Below are 17,801 nucleotides of genomic sequence, written 5' to 3' on the forward strand. Positions count from 1 at the left end.
CTTACTTAAATTCCACGACGGTTACACCGGTTCCGCCTTCTCCCGCTTCTCCAAAGCGAATTTTCTTAACAGAACGATGATTGCGTAAATATTCCTGTACCCCCTGCCGCAGTGCACCAGTCCCTTTTCCATGAATGATTGATACGCGCGGATAGTTGGCAAGCAGAGCATCGTCGATATATTTTTCGACTCTCATAAGGGCATTTTCATATCGTTCACCGCGAAGATCAAGCTCCAGACTGACATGGTAATCCTTGCCCTTAACTGTAGCAAGCGGTTTTGTTTCAGCCTTTTTAGGACTTTTGATAAATTCTAAGTCTTTTTCTTCCACTTTCATCTTCAGAATTCCGATTTGAACATGCCATTCATTGTCACCTGATTTCTCAAGCAGCTGTCCTTTTTGGCCAAACGTTAATACCTTCACTTCATCACCTGGTGTTAACTTCCGTTTGCCATCGGCATTTCTTTCAGGACTTTGTTTCTTTTTCAGTGCCGGAGCTGCCTCTGAAAGCCGCTTCTTCGCTTCAATCAATTCATGCTCCTTCACTTCTGCTTGTTTTTCTATTTGCATTTTCCGCAGATCATGGATAATCTGCTCTGCTTCCTGCTTCGCTTTTTCAACAATCTCATTTGCTTTTACTGCAGATTTTTCGTAAAGAGTTTCTTTCTTTGTATAATATTCAGCCATCTGCTTTTGAAGATCCTTATGAAGCCGATCTGCATCTTTCAGCAATTCATTCGCCTCTTCACGGTCCGCTTCGGCTTGTTTGCGGCTTTCCTCCAAGGATGCAATCATATTTTCCACCTGGCTGCTGTCCGCACTAATATACGACCTTGCCACATTAATAACATCTTCTTTTAAGCCAAGGCGTTTGGAGATTTCAAATGCATTACTTCGGCCTGGAACACCAATCAGCAGTTTATAGGTTGGACTTAATGTTTCAATATCAAATTCGACACTGGCATTGATGACACCTTCCCGATTATACCCATATGCCTTTAATTCAGGATAATGAGTTGTCGCAATGACACGGGTTCCTCGTTTATTCACTTCGTCTAAGATGGAAATCGCTAATGCTGCACCTTCCTGCGGATCCGTGCCAGCACCTAATTCATCGAATAAAACAAGACTGTTGTATTGAGCCTTTTCAAGAATGTCGACAATATTTACCATATGAGATGAAAATGTACTTAAACTCTGCTCAATGGACTGCTCGTCCCCAATATCTGCATAAACAGCGTCAAAAACAGCAATCTCTGATCCATCAAGAGCCGGGATTTGCAGCCCCGCCTGAGCCATCAAAGTACATAATCCAACTGTTTTAAGTGTTACCGTTTTTCCGCCTGTATTTGGTCCAGTAATGACAATAGAGGTATACGTATCGCCGATGGCAATATCATTCGCGACTACCTCGTCTATTGGGATAAGCGGATGCCGTGCTTTAAAGAGAGAAATTCTTCCCTCATCGTTAACTTTAGGCTTAGAGCCTTTAATCTTTTTAGCATATCTGGCTTTTGCAAACATGAAATCAATCTGAGCAAGCACATCCACAATCGTTTCCAGCTCTGCTTTGAATTCACTTGTGTATGCTGAAAGTGCAATTAAGATTTTTTCAATTTCCTGCTGTTCTTTTACTTTAATGCTTTGCAATTCATTATTTAATTGCACAACAGATTGAGGTTCGATAAATAATGTCTGGCCGGATGAACTCTGATCATGAATGATCCCGCCGTAGTTGCCTCTATATTCTTGTTTAACAGGAATAACAAAGCGGTCATTTCTGATCGTAATGATAGCGTCAGACAGCATCTTTTGGGCATTAGAAGACCTGATCATACTTTCAAGTCTTTCCCTCACACGCGCTTCTCTTGTGCGAAGCTGGACCCGAAGCGATCTCAGTGTTTCACTCGCACTATCCAGCACCTCACCATTTTCATCAATTGCATTGCGGATAGAGGTTTCCAAATCCGCTAATACAATAATCTCTTCAGAATATGCCATTAAGATGGGAATTTCATTTTCTTCTTCTGAAAATTCTTGAATAAACCTTTTCATTTGCCTGCTGGCATGTACGGTCGATGCCACCTGCATTAGCTCATGCGGACTGAGCATCCCGCCGATTACTGCTCGCTTGGCATGCGGCTTTATATCAAAAATTCCCCCTAAAGGAATATTGCCTTTAATCCTTAGTACTGTAGCAGCTTCATCTGTTTCTTCCTGCAGACGGACAACCGTCTCATAGTCGGTGGATGGCTGAATTTTCTCTGCTTTTCTTCTGCCGACCTCAGATGATACGTAATCAAGCAGCTGATCCTTAACTTTATTAAATTCCAAAACCTTTAAAGCGCGTTCTTGCATAATTCCCCCTCCTTCGAGGATGTGATTTATAGATAATCAGAAGTGGCTCATTCAGCCCCGACAAACATAAGGCAAGCGGGGCGGAAGGTTGTTCTATAACCTTTTGAATGGCTTAACTTATGACCTCGAGGGTAAGCCATTCTGCTAGACAAGTCGAAATGCGGAAGTGACTTGCCGCAGGGTCCTCCCCGCCTTTCTATGATTCAAAATATATCAATTGTTCGTTTTTAAGTAATCCAATAAATCTTGGATTTCCATAGCATTTAAAACGGATGATGTCTGAACCCATCCTTTTTTCGCTGCAGATACACCTATTTCCATATGAGCCAGTGTATCAATTTTATGGGCATCTGTATTAATGACGATTTTGACTCCCGCTGCCTGCGCTTTTTTTATATGCTCAGCAGCAAGGTCAAGTCTGTTAGGGTTGGCATTCAATTCAAGTGCTGTATTCGTTTCTTTAGCTAATTGAATTAATAAATCTATGTCCACTGCATAGCCTTCCCGTTTCCCTATCAGTCTGCCTGTGGGATGGGCAATAATGTCTACATGAGCATTTTGCAGAGCAGTTTTTAACCTATCCATTATTTTTTCCTTCGGCTGTGAGAAGGATGAATGAATGGAAGCAATGACAATATCCATTTCAGCAAGCAGTTCATCATCATAATCAAGTGTGCCGTCCGGTAAAATATCCATTTCAACTCCTGCTAAAATGGTGATATCATCATATCTTTCATTAAGCCTTTTTATTTCTTCTCTTTGCTGGCGCAACCGTTCTGGTGTCAGACCGTTAGCTACCTTCAAATAATGGGAATGATCTGTAATGGCCATATATTGATAGCCGCGCTTTCGGCATGCCTCAATCATTTCTTCTATTGTAAACGCTCCATCGCTCCACGTCGAATGCATATGAAGGTCGCCCTTAATATCTTCAAGCGAAATTAACTTCGTTTCTTGTGTATACGAGTCAACTTCCTTGCCATCTTCTCGAATTTCCGGCGGAAAATGCGGCAAGTTAAAATGTGCATAAAACTCTTTTTCTGATAAGAATGTTTTTACTTCTCCAGTTTCAATGTTTTCTACTCCATATTCACTGATCTTTTCTCCGCGTTCCTTAGCAAGCTGCCTCATTCTTACATTATGATCCTTAGAGCCAGTGAAGTGATGCAGGGTAGTCGCAAATTCACTGGGTGCAACAATCCGAAAATCACAGGAAACATCATATTGATGCTCAAAAACAACCGAAACCTTTGTATCTCCCGCTGCGATTACTTCTCTAATGGATGGCAGACCAAGAAGCTGCTCTTTTACGGCTGTCCGATCATCTGCAGAAATAATAAAATCAAGGTCTTTAACGGTTTCGCGCATTCTTCTGAGACTGCCGGCTCTGGAGAACCTTAGTACTTCTGGGATATTTCCCAGCGCATCCTCTATTGCTTCTGCTACAGGAAGCATATAAGCAAGCGGCAGCCGATCCGGCTGTGTACCGGCATTTAATAAAGCGGCCAGAATCTTTTCCTCTGTCTTCGCTCCAAATCCAGCAAGTCCCTGCACTCGATTTTCCTTGCATGCCTGTTCTAATTCTTGTGCATCTGTAATTCCCAGCTCTTTATGGAGCTTTGCGATTTTTTTACCGCCTAAACCTTGAATATGCAGCAAAGGAATTAATCCAGGCGGCACCTGTTCCTTCAGCTCAGTTAACACCGAAGATGTGCCTTCCTGTACAAATTCTTCTATAACAGCTGCTGTGCCTTTACCTATGCCAGAAAGACTCGTATAATCTGTCATTTCAGACAAACTTAAGTCACTGTTTTCCAAAGCAATAGCAGCCTTCCGGAAAGCCCCTGTCTTAAAGGGATTTTCCCCTTTTAATTCCATATATACTGCAATAGTTTCCAATAATTTTATAACATCTTTTTTGTTGATGGTCATTTTACACACCTGCCCATTTAGATCCTATTTATTTAGTGTTTCCTATTAATCAAAGAGTACATCCTTAGTGATTATAACATTTCATCCTTAGTCAAAAAGAAAACTTCTCCGCAAAGAGAAGTTAGGCTGCCATATATTCGATCCACATATCCTTAATTGTCTCTGATAATATAGGTGTATGATTTACAATTAAATCCACCATAAATGAATCATTAAAATATGTTTGCATTCCCGCAATTGGTACTAATGCGGCTATGTATAATATAATAAACATGATAAGATAAACTTCTATAAAACCAAGAATGCCGCCTGCCCAAATATTAAGCTGTTTAATAATTGGCAAGCTTGCGACAAAATCAAGCATGCTTCCAATAATCTGCAGCAGTACTTTTACAGCGAAAAATATGATGGCAAATGCGATCGCACGATAGTAAGCATCCTCTAAATTATCATTTGCAAAAAACATTTGCATGGTTGAATCACTGCCGAAATTGGGATAAGGCACCCATAGGGTCAGCTTTTCCGAAAGAGGCTCATAATACATTCTCGCGACAATAAAAGCGATAATGAAGCCCGTTAAATGAATCAGCTGCAGGATAAAGCCACGCTTTAATCCTACTAAAAAACCAAATAACAATATAACTATTATAAAAAGATCAAGCATGATGCTTTTCAGTCCTTTACTCTTTTTAATTCATCCTCAAGCCGCTCTTTTAATTTCAGATAATCATTAACAGCATTAACAGCTGTGAGGACAGCTAATTTATTCGTATCGAGTGAAGGATTCTTAGAGCTTATCTCACGCATTTTATCATCAACGATTGATGCAACAAGCCGGATGTGACTGGAGTTTTCAGTGCCGACAATTACATATTGCTGCCCATATATATCTACACTAGTGCGATTTTTTTCCGTATTTGACAACCTTTGAACCCCCATTCAAAAGAATCCTAATCAATATCATAACACGAAGGTCTAATTTGTGGGAAGTCAAAGCATGCCAAAAAAGCACAGATACTGTAAATTCAGAGATTTTTAGAAGGAGATTAAAATATGAGTCATGTTGTACTGCTAAAGAGTTACCCTGAGATTAAAGAAATGCAGGCTCACTATGAGCCATTCTCTACTGGAAAAGTCCCTCCCGGGGGCGTATTTGCTGCTAAAGCAAACAATTGCTCTATTACAGCCTACAAATCTGGAAAGGTTCTTTTTCAAGGAGCCGGAGCAGAATCAGAATCTGCCAGGTGGGGCGGGGATATCGCTAAACCAAAGGCAAAAAAGGAAAGTAAACCTGCTGCTGCAAATCTGCCAGAAAATATCAGCAGTCTTTCCTGTATAGGATCGGATGAGGTCGGGACAGGAGACTTTTTCGGACCCATTACCGTTGTTGCCGCATATGTAAGTCAAGCAAACCTCCCATTACTGAAGGAACTTGGCGTTCGTGATTCTAAAAACTTAAATGACGAGAAAATCATCAGTATTGCCAAACAAATTAAAGAAGTAATACCATACAGTCTCTTAACCTTACATAATGATAAATATAATAAACTGCAAATGTCAGGGATGTCGCAGGGAAAAATAAAGGCTCTTCTTCATAACCAAGCCATTGGCCATCTGCTAGAGAAAATTGCTCCAGAGCAGCCTGAAGTGATTTTAATTGACCAATTTGCGCAAAAGGATGTTTATTACCAATATCTAAAAAGCCAGCCAAAGGTGCACCGCGATCGGGTCTACTTCAGTACAAAAGCTGAAAGTGTTCATCTTGCTGTTGCAGCAGCATCGATTCTTGCCCGCTATGCATTTGTAAAACATTTTGATAAATTGGCAAAAGAAGCTGGATTCCCTTTAACGAAAGGAGCTGGCGGCAAAGTCGATGAAGCCGGTGCACGCTTAATTCATGAAAAAGGAATAGAGGCACTTCCTCAATTTGTGAAGCTGCATTTTGCCAATACTGAAAAATCCAAGAAACTTTATAGAAAAAAATATATGTAATAGACTTATGTTACCCAAGAATGCCGATCAAGCATTCTTGGGTATTTATTGTTAGAAAAGCTGATACAAATCCTTTAAATCTCCATTTCCCATTGTTTCTTTTCCGTTTCTTTCATTTGCTCCTCCGTTTCTGGCGGATAGGCAGTTCGAACCTTATGATGATCAGATGGAATCAGATCGACCATTACCTCAATCATTTCTTTAGGATCATACTGATTTTCTAGGCCTTTTTCCTTTTCCTTCATATCTTCACCACTTGTAAAGTGAACTTCATCATCAAACCATTTCCACTTTTCTTCTGCTGCCCTGTCATTAAATCCAGTGTTGTATGGTCCTGGATTAATCGTTGCCACCTTTACGCCGTGTGGATCCAGCTCCTGTTTAAGAGTTAAAGCCAGGGCCTCAATGGCATGCTTAGTAGAAGCATATGGACCGCCGTATGCCGTTTTCATAACGCCTGCCATCGAACTTAAGAAGAAAATCTTTCCGCTCCCTTTTTCAACAAGTTTCCTCGCTGCATATTGAACAGATTCAAGTGTCGCAAATACGTTCACTTCATAGATGGCTCTAAAGCGCTCCATCGGAATTTCGCTCAGCGGTCCGCCTTCATTAATAGCGGCATTTGCTACGAAAATATCAAAATCATATTCATCTATTTGGACTAAATCGATTGGATTGGTAATGTCTATCTTAAGTACTTCCAAATTTGAAAGTCCCAGTTCTTCAGCTTCTCTGAGTACACTCGTTTTCTGTGAAGTCGTTTCTGTTGCTGCAATGACTTTATGGCCTTCCTTAGCCAGCCCAATTGCAGTACCTCTTCCCAATCCAGAACCAGCTCCCGTAATCATAATGGTCTTTTTCATTGTCACATCTCCTTTATAGCCTGTATATATTCAAATGTTCCCACTCTTGTCTCCCGTAAACCTTATGAAACCCTGCAGAGACCGACACCAGCTGTGAAAATTGAACAGACATAGCCTGTATCGTATAATTCTATTAACAAAAACAATTCAGGAGGATCATATGAAGCACTTAATTCGCGGAGAAAAAGTTAAACTATCTGATTTCACAGCCGACTCGATCATTGAGATCGAAGTCATCATAAACGCTCATGCAGAAATTGACATCACCTGTTTTGGACTAAATGAAAATAAGAAACTAGCAGATGACTCGTATATGATTTTTTATAATCAAACAGCTTCCCCCTCACAAGAAATTCAGCTGCTGAATCATAAAAGCGGGATGGGCCATTTCCGCATTGATTTATCAAAGCTCCCAGCATCGATCCAGAACCTTGTATTCACTGCGACCATTGATGGTAATGAAGCAATGGAAATGATACAGAGCGGCATACTGCAAATCAAAGCAGAAGGACAAGCTATTTTGGAATACTCATTTAGCGGACAGGATTTTCAGAATGAAAAAGCGATCATTATGACTGAAATCTATCAGAAAGGGGTTTGGAGAGCATCTTCTGTTGGAAGAGGTTTTGACGGAGGTTTAGCAGCACTATTAAAGGACTTCGGCGGAGAAGTGGCAGAGGAGCAAGATCAGCCACAGCCAGCACCACCTGTTCAACAGCCGCCGGCTCCAGAAACCTCTCAATCTCAGACGAAAAAAATCATGCTCGAAAAGAAGATGGCAGAACAAGCTCCTAAACTATTAGATTTATCAAAAAAAGCGAAGGTGTCTTTAGAGAAAGCTGGCTTGCATGACCACCAGGCAAAGGTGGCTTTATGTCTCGATATATCCGGTTCCATGAATAGCCTGTACCGTTCCGGAAAAATACAGGAATTTGCCGAGAGGATTCTTGCATTAGGAACACGTTTTGATGATGATGGCACTATTGATATTTTCTTATTCGGAGCAAACGCACACGATGCAGGAGAATTATCTGTTGATAATTTCAGTGGCTTTGTTAACAATCTTATAAAAAAATATCCACTTGAGGGCGGAACCTATTACGGTAAAGCTATGAAGACCATTCGGGAGCATTACTTTGGCTCTGCCTCTAAAAGAAACACTCCATATGCAAGCAATGTTCCTGTTTATGTTATGTTTGTAACAGATGGAGCAACATTTGATGAAAGTGCAACAATCAGCCATATTCAAAATGCTTCCTATGAACCTTTGTTCTGGCAATTCATGGCTATTGGGAAATCGAATAAAGGGACGAAAAAACGCCGATTCTTCACAAGTATGTTTCAATCAGATTTTACCTTCCTGGAAAAGCTCGATGACTTAAAAGGAAGATATATAGATAACGCAGATTTTTTCAGTGCAGAAGACCCTGGGAACATCTCTGACAGCGAATTATATGACCTGCTTATGCAGGAATATCCGCAATGGGTAAAAGAAGCGAAACAAAAAGGATTACTTGCACAAGCACAGTACCAATTCTAAAACGGTCGCTGTTACAGCATGTCCTTTTCAGTGGATAAGGGGCATCCGGATCAGAAGAAATAGAAAACGAGAACGAATCGTGCAAAAATGCTTGGAATATGGTGGACCAGGCATTTTTGCATTATTTTTGAAAAATCTCCTCTATAAGCACCCTCTAGGCATATTAAACGGAATTTCTCCGTCTATGGCTCATACTCTGCCTTCCGAAAATGACTCTATCTGAAAATACCTCTTCCGTTCTTTCTCCGGAAAAAATACGATAGATGGATTTGTAAGTCTAGTATCAGGAAAGCCCAATGTTGTTCCCATTCCGTTTACATGGCAGAACGTGTTTAAATCTTTGACAGTTAATGCTTCTGTCGGACAAGCCTCCACACAAGCAGCCTGCAACCCTTGATCGATCCGGCTATTGCACATTTGGCATTTAGTGACTTTATGTGTAATAGGGTCAAATTGAGGTGCATGATACGGACATGCCTCCATACATAGACCACATCCGCTGCAGCGCTCAGCGTGAATTTCTACGATACCGTCCATTCTCTTTGTAAATGCATTCTCCGGACACACTCTGAAGCATTCCGGACTGCTGCAATGATTACATGATAATGATAAAAAGCTGCCATCAACTTGTCTTGTCACTTTCCGCCACCGCACAGTTCCAGCAGTTTGATTCTCATTTCTGCAAGCAACTTCACAGGTTTTACAGCCAATGCATAAATCAATATCGAAGACAAAACCAAGCTGTTTAACCATCCCTGCTCACCTTTTTCTTTCGGATGTTCACTTTACTGTCGTAAAAGTGTGTACTTGTTTCCTGACATTGGTCGCTTTCTTGATGAACAATAATCCAATTAATAGGTTTTTTACCTGCCTGTTTAACAAGTACAATGTTTTTCGCTAAATAGGGGTTAACCTTTACCTTAGCATCTACCCAGCCATTTTCATTAAAAATTTCGATGCTGTCTTCTGGCATTAATCTATTTTCCCCAGCTGCAAAGGCAGAGATTTCAGCAATAGTATCCTCACTATTTTCATCTGTCCCAGTCAGCCATGTCAGATGCTCGTATTGCGAATGTATTGTTAAAAGTGATTGCGGAGTGATCAGCTGGTACGGAAATAATAAGCTGTCTTCCTGAACTTTTACATTTTCTAAATAAGCACTTACATCCGGAATATTAAAGCTAAACTTTTCCTTAGCGGGAATTTTCCCTGGCTTTTTTAAATGTGGTCCACTCAGCAAATCTGTATAATCTTGAATACCGTAAAGCTCTTGAATTACAGGCGACAGCTCTTTTTGAATCCAATCTAATGCCTCCAGCTCAGATGGAAAAGTTGAGAAACCTGGCGATCGTTCATTCAGCTTGTTTGTGAGTTCTCTTGTAATTTGCAGATCGCTTTTTGATTCAAAGTAACCTGGCAAGGATTGTTCATTAATAGAGATCCAATGATGCCAATAGCTCACAATTAAGTCCATCTCTTCAAAATGGGTAGCTGCTGGGAGGACAATATCAGATATCTCAGCTGTTTTGGTCATATATAAATCAACTGTTACGATTAATTCAAGCTGCTGTATCAGCTTCATCCATGACTGCAGATTATTATCCTGGGAGAAGGGATTTCGTGAAGCAATCCATAAAAACTTTAATGGCGGGTCCGAAAGCTTTAAGGCATTTTTTGCAAATGAATTTATATCTATTGCTCTCGAAGCCTGGGCTTCGGAATGTTTTTGTTCCGGAAATTTCAAAAGGTGTAATGGAAACTGCTCCAAGTCATTGTGTGCATAGAAGAGCTTTCCTTTCTTTTTTTGAAGGAAACCTGTCATCGCAGCAAGAGCACTTATAGCTTGAATGTTTTCACCGCCTGTGTTTGTTCTTTGCATACCAAATCCAATCCATGTAACACTCGATGCTGCTTCTATATATAATTCTGCAAGTTCTTCAATTGCCGATATAGGGGCATTGGTAAGATCGCTCACTTTGTCTGCACTTGGAACCTCTTCCATTATCCTTTTAAACTCAATAAAATTGTTTGTGCAATCCTGAGCATAGTTTTCATCAAAGAATGAAGAATCAGCTATACGTTTAGCACCATATAAAGCAAGAAGCCCATCAGTTCCTGGCTTAATTTGAATATAAAGGTCTGCTTTTGCTGCAGTTTCTGTAAATATTGGATCAATGACAACTACCTTTGCACCCGCTCTTCTTGCCTGGAATATATACTTCATTTGCGGAACATTTGTAACAGCGGGATTCGCACCCCAGATCACGATTAAATCTGCAGCTGCCATATCTTCAGGGCTGCTTTGTTCGAATTGCTTAAATCTCTCCTTAAGAGCCTCATTTCCAGTTGTCAGACAGAGGTTTCCTTTTGGTTTTGTATGCGGCCCTATACTATTAAACATAGCTTCAGCCGCATAATGCAGCAGCCCAATATTGCCTGAAAACTTATTATAGCCGCTTGCTAAATTCGATCCATAGCGCTCATTTAATTCAATGATCTTGTCAGCAATTATAGTATATGCCTGCTCCCACGATATTCTTTTCCAGTTTCCAGAGCTCCGAGGTGACTGCATAATCGGATATTTTAGCCGATTAGGATGAGATACATATTGTGTAAAAGCATATCCTTTTGCACATATGTTTCCTTTCGTATAGCCATGCTGATCATCTCCAGCCACCTTTACAAGCTTCCCATTATTCACATAAGAAAGCATGCTGCAGGAGGCATAGCAATTTCGCGGGCAAGCATTTCGGAAGATTTTCATGCTGTACACCACCTCAATCTTTAGATTTTTCCAAGCTGCTTAATTTTTAAGGCGGCAATAATATTTAGCCTTACATTCATATCATCCAGCTTTTCACCAAGTATTTCTTCAATCTTTTTAAAACGGTACCTTAACGTATTGCGGTGCACATACATTCCTTCAGCTGTTTTGGTCAAATCAAATTGATTGGCAGCAAATACACTTAAAGAGCTCATTAAATCACTTTCATGATCCAGATCGTATTTTTCCAGCTCTCCCAGTGTATGTTCATAGTACTCTTTTAAATCATGTAAATCGTGATTATATAAGATTCTCTCCAGGCCAAGGCTGCTAAAAAACGGAACGGAAATATTCAATAGCAATCCCAGTTCATACGCCACCTTTGCCTCCTGGTAACTGCGGTGAATTTCTTCCGGCATCATTCTTCTCCTTCCGATCCCTGCAGCAATTCTTTCACTTAGATGATGGGATTTAGACAAATACATGATTAAGTAAACAAAATCCTTTATCTCTGAATGATGATCCGTTCCCCCTTCAGGGGACGAGGGATACATGAGGATAATTTCGCCTCGTTTCCTGATAGAGATCGGTCTTTGCCTGCGATCAAGCATGGCTTTTTCAATCATATAGAACAGCAAATCTATTAAATGCCGGTCATCTGAAAAATAGTCAAAATCTTTTAAGGAGAAAACGACTGCAGTATGGGCCAGCTGAAAATCCCATCCCCAAATCTGCCCGTACGAAATAATATCTTCTCTTTTTTTAATATTTCCATATAAGAGGTCATATAGAAAAACTTCCCGCAGCTTTTGTTTTTCCTGTTTCATTTTTAATGTATTTTGAAGTTCCTTGGAGCAAAGCATTGATGCAAACTGGAGGATTTCTTTTAGTTCAAGAGGAAATCTACTTCTATCATTCACCGCAATTACATATCCCCGAACACGCCCATCGACATGAATTTCCATACATACCCCTTTAATAAGCTCCTCTCCTGCAGATATAACACATGATACAGGTTCCTGAACTTCTTGATTTAGACCATTTATTGCAGTTTCAATGTATTCTATTTTTGTACCTTCTTTATCCCAGGCAGATACGATTTGATTTAAAAGAGGATCAGCGATCAGAATAGGGATTGATAAAATATCTGCTAACTCCTGGGCGATCCCTTCCATTCCCTTTTGCGAGGAAACTAATAATCTTTGCAAATAGTCTGGAACTGAAAAATTTATTTCCATTAAATTCAATTCCTTTCTAAGCTCGAAATATCCATTACATTCATCTTATAAGAATAAACGCCTATTCACAATGGATGTCACAACACCGTAAAAATTCATTGGCTTATCGTACAAAAAAAAGAGTAAATTTTCGTGCATAGAAGATATATCACTCCCAAGTTTCATGATTTATAATATAGTCATGAATCTGATTGTGAAATGAATCACAAATTATGTTTGTAATAAAAAGGAAAGGAGCGGCTTTGATGGGTCTATTCGATCGGTGGATGGAAAGCTTGGATTATGAGTTCGAAATTTTAAAATCGTGCAGCCGTTATCAAAGTCCTTTTTCAAGCTGCACAAAGTGTTTAGATTCCTGCGAGATAAACGCCATTGTTTTAAAAGATGGAAAACCAGTTATCCAATCTGATCAATGCACTGAATGCGGCGATTGCATTGCAGAATGCCCTGTTCAGGCTGTAGAGGGTTTTTATCCAAAAAGACACATAATAGAGCATCATGTATTCATTGCAGAGGAGAAACCTCCCTCAGTAAAAGAAATGCTTGGATATTATCAAACAGGAGTGACATCTGTTTACTTTCACAATAAAGAACTTAGCGAAGAGTGGAAGAGATTTCTCAATGAAATCAACAGCAAGTTAGCACAACTTAATGAAGAGGCATTAGTGATACAATTCGAAATACAAAAGCAAGACGAAAAAATGACACGGCGTGAAATCTTTTCTTTTTGGAAAAAAGGAGCAGCTTCGACAGTCAGACAAATGGCTCCAGCAAAATGGCGCTTTAATCATCAGAATTTGGAGCTTGCCCATTATTTTAGAGAGTATCAATTTAAAGAGATCGAGCTGGATGAGTCAAAATGCACCTTATGTAAAGCATGTGAAATGCTTTGCAGAAAAAACTGTTTTCATTTTTCAGAGACTGAGCTTACCATCACCGCGCAAACTTGCACAGGGTGCATGCTCTGTGCAGATATTTGCCAGGAAAAAGCAATCATTATAACAGATAATATTCAGAGAGCCAGCACTCGTATACACCACCTCTATCAAAGGGAGTGTTCCTCCTGTCACGCTGCGTTTACATCAGCGTCCCATGTGGAAGAGGAATGTGTACGCTGTAAAAAAATGAAACAGTATGGCTCCTTCTTGAGATAAGCGGCAGTGATATGCGCCATTTGATAGGTAAACGCTCGAATTTAATAGGAAATGCAACTATTTTAATGGAAAAATGCTTTTTTTAAATTGGAAGTTCATTTCATTTGATAGAAAAGCTTAACCTTCCTGCCCTCTTTCAGCATAATAGCAGGAATTTGCAGACCAATTATAAGTAAGGAAGTGTTTTAATGTTATCAAACATTGGAATTCCAGGATTAATTTTAGTTTTAGTGCTTGCGCTAATCATTTTTGGACCGAAGAAACTCCCTGAAATCGGCCGTGCCATGGGCCAAACATTGAAAGAGTTTAAAAGCTCTACAAAAGGGATGCTCGAGGATAATAGCCAAAGTGAAGATGAAAAGAAGAAAATCGATGACACCGTTAAAGATATTTAAGCTGTAATTCACCACAATAATAAAAAGCCAAGAATGCAGACATCGCATTCTTGGCTTTTTTAAATAACTGAATTAACCCCTTAGGACTGCACCAGCTTTTTCTTCCAGTGCCTCTAGCACCTTAGTATGTGCTTTAACCACTTCTTCATCTGTTAATGTTTTTTCAGGATCAAAGTATTTTAATGAGAATGCAATGGACTTCTTCCCTGCTTCCATTCGCTCTCCTTCATAAAGGTCAAAAACAGATACTTCTTTTAACAGGGTGCCTCCTGCTTCCTTAATAATGGATTGCAAATGTCCAGAAGACACTTCCTGATCCGCTACTAAGGCGATATCTCTTGTAATAGAAGGGAATCTAGGAATCGCTTCGTAAACAAGCGGTGCTGTTTCTGCTAGAAGAGACTCTAGTGATAATTCAAAAACATACGTTGCTTTTAAATCCAGTTCCTTTTCAACTGTTGGATGAACTTGCCCAATATAACCGCAAGCTTTGCCGTCTATCAGCACTTCAGCTGTTCTGCCTGGATGCAGGCCATCTCTTTCAGATTGACGGAATTCGATGCGATCGTTAATTCCAAGCTTGTCAACTAATGCTTCCACAATTCCTTTTAGCACATAAAAATCAACAGGCTTTTTCTCGCCCTGCCATGGGTGGTTGACCCATAATCCTGTTACAGCACCTGCCACATGCTCTTTTTCTTCTGGAAGCTGATCTTTCCCGTTTGATAAAAAGACCGAACCAATTTCATAAACAGCCAGGCTGTCATTTTGACGTGCTGAATTATATTTCAATACCTCAAGAAGCTGAGGAACTAAGCTTAATCGCAATACACTGCGCTCTTCGCTCATTGGCATTGCAAGCGGCAGAGGCTCGCGGACTTCAAGAGCAAACTGGCTTGCTTTTGCTTCGCTTGTTAAAGAATACGTAATGGCCTGGTATAATCCAGCACTTTCAAGCGTGTTGCGGACGATTCTGCGAGATTGCTGATATTTCGTAAGACCGCCTTGGGTAGTAGATCCAACTGGCAATGTGGATAAAAGATTATCATAGCCATAAAGTCTTGCTACCTCTTCAATTAAATCTTCTCCAATTGTGATATCTCCTCTGCGGGTAGGAACGGTAACCGTAATTTGTCCCTGTTCGACAACAGCCTCGAACTGCAGACGAGTGAAAATATCCACAACTTCCTCTGACATCAATTGTAAGCCGAGAACTTGGTTGATTTTTTCAATCGATACTTCTACAACAGCAGGCTCTATTTTCAATGTATTTGCTTCAGCACTGCCAGCAAGAACTTCGCCTTCCGCATATTGCTCAAGCAATACAGCCGCACGCTCTGCAGCTGCACGCACACGATTCGGGTCAACCCCTTTTTCAAAACGTGCACTTGCTTCACTGCGAAGACCATGATCTTTAGAGGCCTTTCTAACTGTGCTTCCTTTGAAGTAAGCTGATTCAAGCAAAACCGTAGTCGTATCACCTTGGACTTCTGAATTTGCACCGCCCATGACACCGGCTAATGCCACTGGCTCTGTTCCGTTTGTGATCACAAGGTGATCGCTGGAAAGTGTTCTTTTCGCATCATCAAGTGTTACGATCTCTTCGCTATCTTTAGCTCTTCTGACGACAATTTCTTTTGACCCAAGCTTATCGTAATCGAAAGCATGAAGAGGCTGCCCATATTCAATCAAAATGTAGTTCGTAATATCAACCACATTGTTATGCGGGCGTATGCCTGCAGCTGTCAGTCTCGCTTGCATCCATATCGGAGATGGTTTTACTTTTACATTCTTGATTACCTTTGCAATATATAATGGATTGTCTTCAGCTGCTTCAGCCACTACAGAAATATAGTCTTCTGCCTTTTCAGCCGCTTCTGAAGCTTTTCCTTCAGGAAGATTTACCTCTCTGCCTAAAATGGCAGCAACCTCATATGCTACACCAAGCATGCTTAGAGCATCAGAACGGTTCGGTGTTAAGCCAAGCTCAAGTACTTCATCATCACGGTGAAGTTCTTCTAATGCATTCTTGCCAACTTCAACACTTTCAGGAAAAACATAAATGCCTTCAGCGTATTCTTTTGCTACAAGCTTGCCTTCAAAGCCAAGCTCCTGCAGAGAACAGATCATTCCGTTGGAAGCCTCTCCGCGCAACTTTGCTTTCTTAATTTTAAAATTCCCTGGAAGAACAGCACCAACTGTTGCAACAGCAACTTTTTGGCCTTTGTCTACATTCGGAGCTCCGCAAATAATCTGCACAGGCTCTTCTGCACCTATATCAACAAGACATTTATTCAGCTTATCGGCATTCGGATGCTGCTCTCTTTCAAGCACGTGTCCGATTACAACACCGCTGATTCCTTCTGTTAACTTTTCTACACCTTCGACTTCAATTCCGCTTCTTGTAATCTTTTCAGCAAGCTCGTCAGCAGTTATGCCAGAAAGATCGACATAATCCTGGAGCCATTTATATGAAACATACATGTGTTTTCCTCCTGACACTTATTCATGAATTGAAAATTGCTTTAAAAACCGGACATCATTTGTATAGAAATGACGAATATCATCAATACCGTATTTAAGCATCGCAATGCGCTCAACACCCATTCCAAATGCAAAACCAGAATATTTCTTTGAGTCAAAGCCAGACATTTCAAGAACATTTGGATGTACCATTCCAGCTCCTAAGATTTCGATCCAGCCTGTTTTTTTGCAGATGTTACAGCCTTTGCCTCCGCATTTGAAGCAAGAAACATCGACCTCAACTGAAGGTTCTGTGAAAGGGAAGAAGCTAGGGCGCAGACGAATTTCTCTGTCGCTGCCAAACATCGCTTTTGCAAAAACCTCTAGCGTTCCTTTTAAGTCACTCATACGGATATTTTCATCTACAACTAAGCCCTCAATCTGCATGAATTGATGAGAGTGTGTTGCATCATCATGGTCACGGCGGAACACTTTCCCTGGGCAGATAATTTTAACCGGCCCTTTGCCTTGGTGTTTTTCCATCGTTCTAGCCTGAACAGGAGAAGTTTGAGTACGCAGCAAAATGTCTTCTGTGATATAGAAGGAATCTTGCATGTCGCGGGCTGGGTGGTCCTTCGGCAAATTCAATGCCTCAAAGTTATAATAGTCTTTTTCCACTTCTGGCCCTTCTGCCACTGTATAGCCCATTCCGATAAATAAATCTTCTATCTCTTCCACCACACGTGTTAGAGGATGGTGATTTCCTGATTTAACAGGTCGTCCCGGCAAAGTCACATCAATCATTTCTGCAGCTAACTTTGCAGCAACAGCAGCTTCTTCAAGATTTTTTTGCTTCGATTCGATAGCAGCAGCAATCGCATCTCGCACTTCATTTGCCAAAGCCCCCATTTTTGGACGCTCTTCAGCTGATAATTTTCCCATTCCTTTTAAAACTTCTGTAATTGGACCTTTTTTTCCTAAATAAGAAACCCGGATCTCATTTAGCTCTTTAAGATCATCTGCTGTGTTCACGCGTTCGAGAGCTTCAGTCTGCAACTCTTTTAAACGTTCTTGCATGTATAATAACCTCCTTTTTTTGGA

At 40.5% G+C, this 17,801-nt stretch carries 14 protein-coding genes; 4 read left to right on the forward strand and 10 right to left on the reverse strand.

Features of this window, described 5'->3' with window-relative positions; all coding sequences use genetic code 11:
* Position 1: 1 nt before the first annotated feature.
* The 4 genes from F7732_RS08790 to zapA all read right to left on the reverse strand — a co-directional run bounded on the left by F7732_RS08790 (position 2) and on the right by zapA (position 5,215).
* Entirely contained in the window at positions 2–2,359 is a 2,358-nt protein-coding gene (locus tag F7732_RS08790) for an endonuclease MutS2 (RefSeq protein ID WP_151573489.1), read from the reverse strand.
* Positions 2,360–2,572: 213 nt separating this feature from the next.
* Positions 2,573–4,291 (reverse strand): DNA polymerase/3'-5' exonuclease PolX, encoded by a 1,719-nt coding sequence (gene polX, locus F7732_RS08795; protein ID WP_151573490.1) that lies wholly within the window; start codon positions 4,289–4,291, stop codon positions 2,573–2,575.
* Between the two features lie 121 nt (positions 4,292–4,412).
* A complete protein-coding gene (locus tag F7732_RS08800; protein WP_151573491.1) occupies positions 4,413–4,955 on the reverse strand; it encodes a CvpA family protein in 543 nt (180 codons plus the stop codon).
* Positions 4,956–4,963: 8 nt separating this feature from the next.
* A complete protein-coding gene (gene zapA / locus F7732_RS08805; protein WP_066443082.1) occupies positions 4,964–5,215 on the reverse strand; it encodes a cell division protein ZapA in 252 nt (83 codons plus the stop codon).
* Between the two features lie 129 nt (positions 5,216–5,344).
* On the opposite strand from zapA, the gene rnhC reads away from it, so the two are divergent.
* A complete protein-coding gene (gene rnhC, locus F7732_RS08810) occupies positions 5,345–6,283 on the forward strand; it encodes a ribonuclease HIII (RefSeq protein WP_151573492.1) in 939 nt (312 codons plus the stop codon).
* 74 nt (positions 6,284–6,357) lie between these two features.
* Here the strand turns inward: rnhC and F7732_RS08815 are convergent, their stop codons facing one another.
* Positions 6,358–7,146 (reverse strand): SDR family oxidoreductase, encoded by a 789-nt coding sequence (locus tag F7732_RS08815; RefSeq protein ID WP_151573493.1) that lies wholly within the window; start codon positions 7,144–7,146, stop codon positions 6,358–6,360.
* 160 nt (positions 7,147–7,306) lie between these two features.
* Here F7732_RS08815 and F7732_RS08820 point away from each other — a divergent pair, with 160 nt between their 5' ends.
* Complete coding sequence (locus F7732_RS08820; RefSeq protein WP_151573494.1) at positions 7,307–8,686, forward strand: VWA domain-containing protein; 1,380 nt, start codon at positions 7,307–7,309, stop codon at positions 8,684–8,686.
* A 189-nt stretch (positions 8,687–8,875) separates the two neighbouring features.
* Here F7732_RS08820 and F7732_RS08825 read toward each other — a convergent pair whose 3' ends face one another.
* From F7732_RS08825 to F7732_RS08835, 3 genes are read right to left on the reverse strand one after another with little or no spacing between them, the layout of a single operon-like run.
* Positions 8,876–9,439: a 4Fe-4S dicluster domain-containing protein gene (locus F7732_RS08825; protein ID WP_151573495.1), complete on the reverse strand. Its 564-nt coding sequence runs from the start codon at positions 9,437–9,439 to the stop codon at positions 8,876–8,878.
* Complete coding sequence (locus F7732_RS08830; protein WP_151573496.1) at positions 9,432–11,450, reverse strand: molybdopterin-dependent oxidoreductase; 2,019 nt, start codon at positions 11,448–11,450, stop codon at positions 9,432–9,434. Before F7732_RS08830 ends, F7732_RS08825 begins: the two co-directional genes overlap by 8 nt.
* A 20-nt stretch (positions 11,451–11,470) precedes the next feature.
* Positions 11,471–12,688: a PucR family transcriptional regulator gene (locus F7732_RS08835; RefSeq protein ID WP_151573497.1), complete on the reverse strand. Its 1,218-nt coding sequence runs from the start codon at positions 12,686–12,688 to the stop codon at positions 11,471–11,473.
* A 245-nt stretch (positions 12,689–12,933) separates the two neighbouring features.
* Here F7732_RS08835 and F7732_RS08840 point away from each other — a divergent pair, with 245 nt between their 5' ends.
* Both F7732_RS08840 and F7732_RS08845 read left to right on the forward strand, forming a co-directional pair.
* Positions 12,934–13,842, forward strand: a complete 909-nt coding sequence (locus tag F7732_RS08840) for a 4Fe-4S dicluster domain-containing protein (RefSeq protein ID WP_151573498.1) — start codon at positions 12,934–12,936, stop codon at positions 13,840–13,842.
* Positions 13,843–14,030: 188 nt separating this feature from the next.
* On the forward strand, positions 14,031–14,237 hold the full coding sequence (locus F7732_RS08845) for a twin-arginine translocase TatA/TatE family subunit (RefSeq protein ID WP_151573499.1): 207 nt from the start codon (positions 14,031–14,033) through the stop codon (positions 14,235–14,237).
* A 72-nt stretch (positions 14,238–14,309) separates the two neighbouring features.
* Here F7732_RS08845 and pheT read toward each other — a convergent pair whose 3' ends face one another.
* Positions 14,310–16,721, reverse strand: coding sequence for a phenylalanine--tRNA ligase subunit beta (pheT, locus tag F7732_RS08850; protein WP_151573500.1), 2,412 nt, complete (start codon positions 16,719–16,721; stop codon positions 14,310–14,312).
* Between the two features lie 18 nt (positions 16,722–16,739).
* Positions 16,740–17,777 carry a phenylalanine--tRNA ligase subunit alpha gene (gene pheS / locus F7732_RS08855; RefSeq protein ID WP_151573501.1) on the reverse strand — a complete coding sequence of 346 codons (1,038 nt, stop codon included), beginning with the start codon at positions 17,775–17,777 and terminating at the stop codon, positions 16,740–16,742.
* Positions 17,778–17,801 lie beyond the last annotated feature (24 nt).

Origin of the sequence: Bacillus mesophilum, assembly GCF_008923265.1 — a bacterium.
GTDB classification, from domain to species: domain Bacteria; phylum Bacillota; class Bacilli; order Bacillales; family Cytobacillaceae; genus Cytobacillus; species Cytobacillus mesophilum.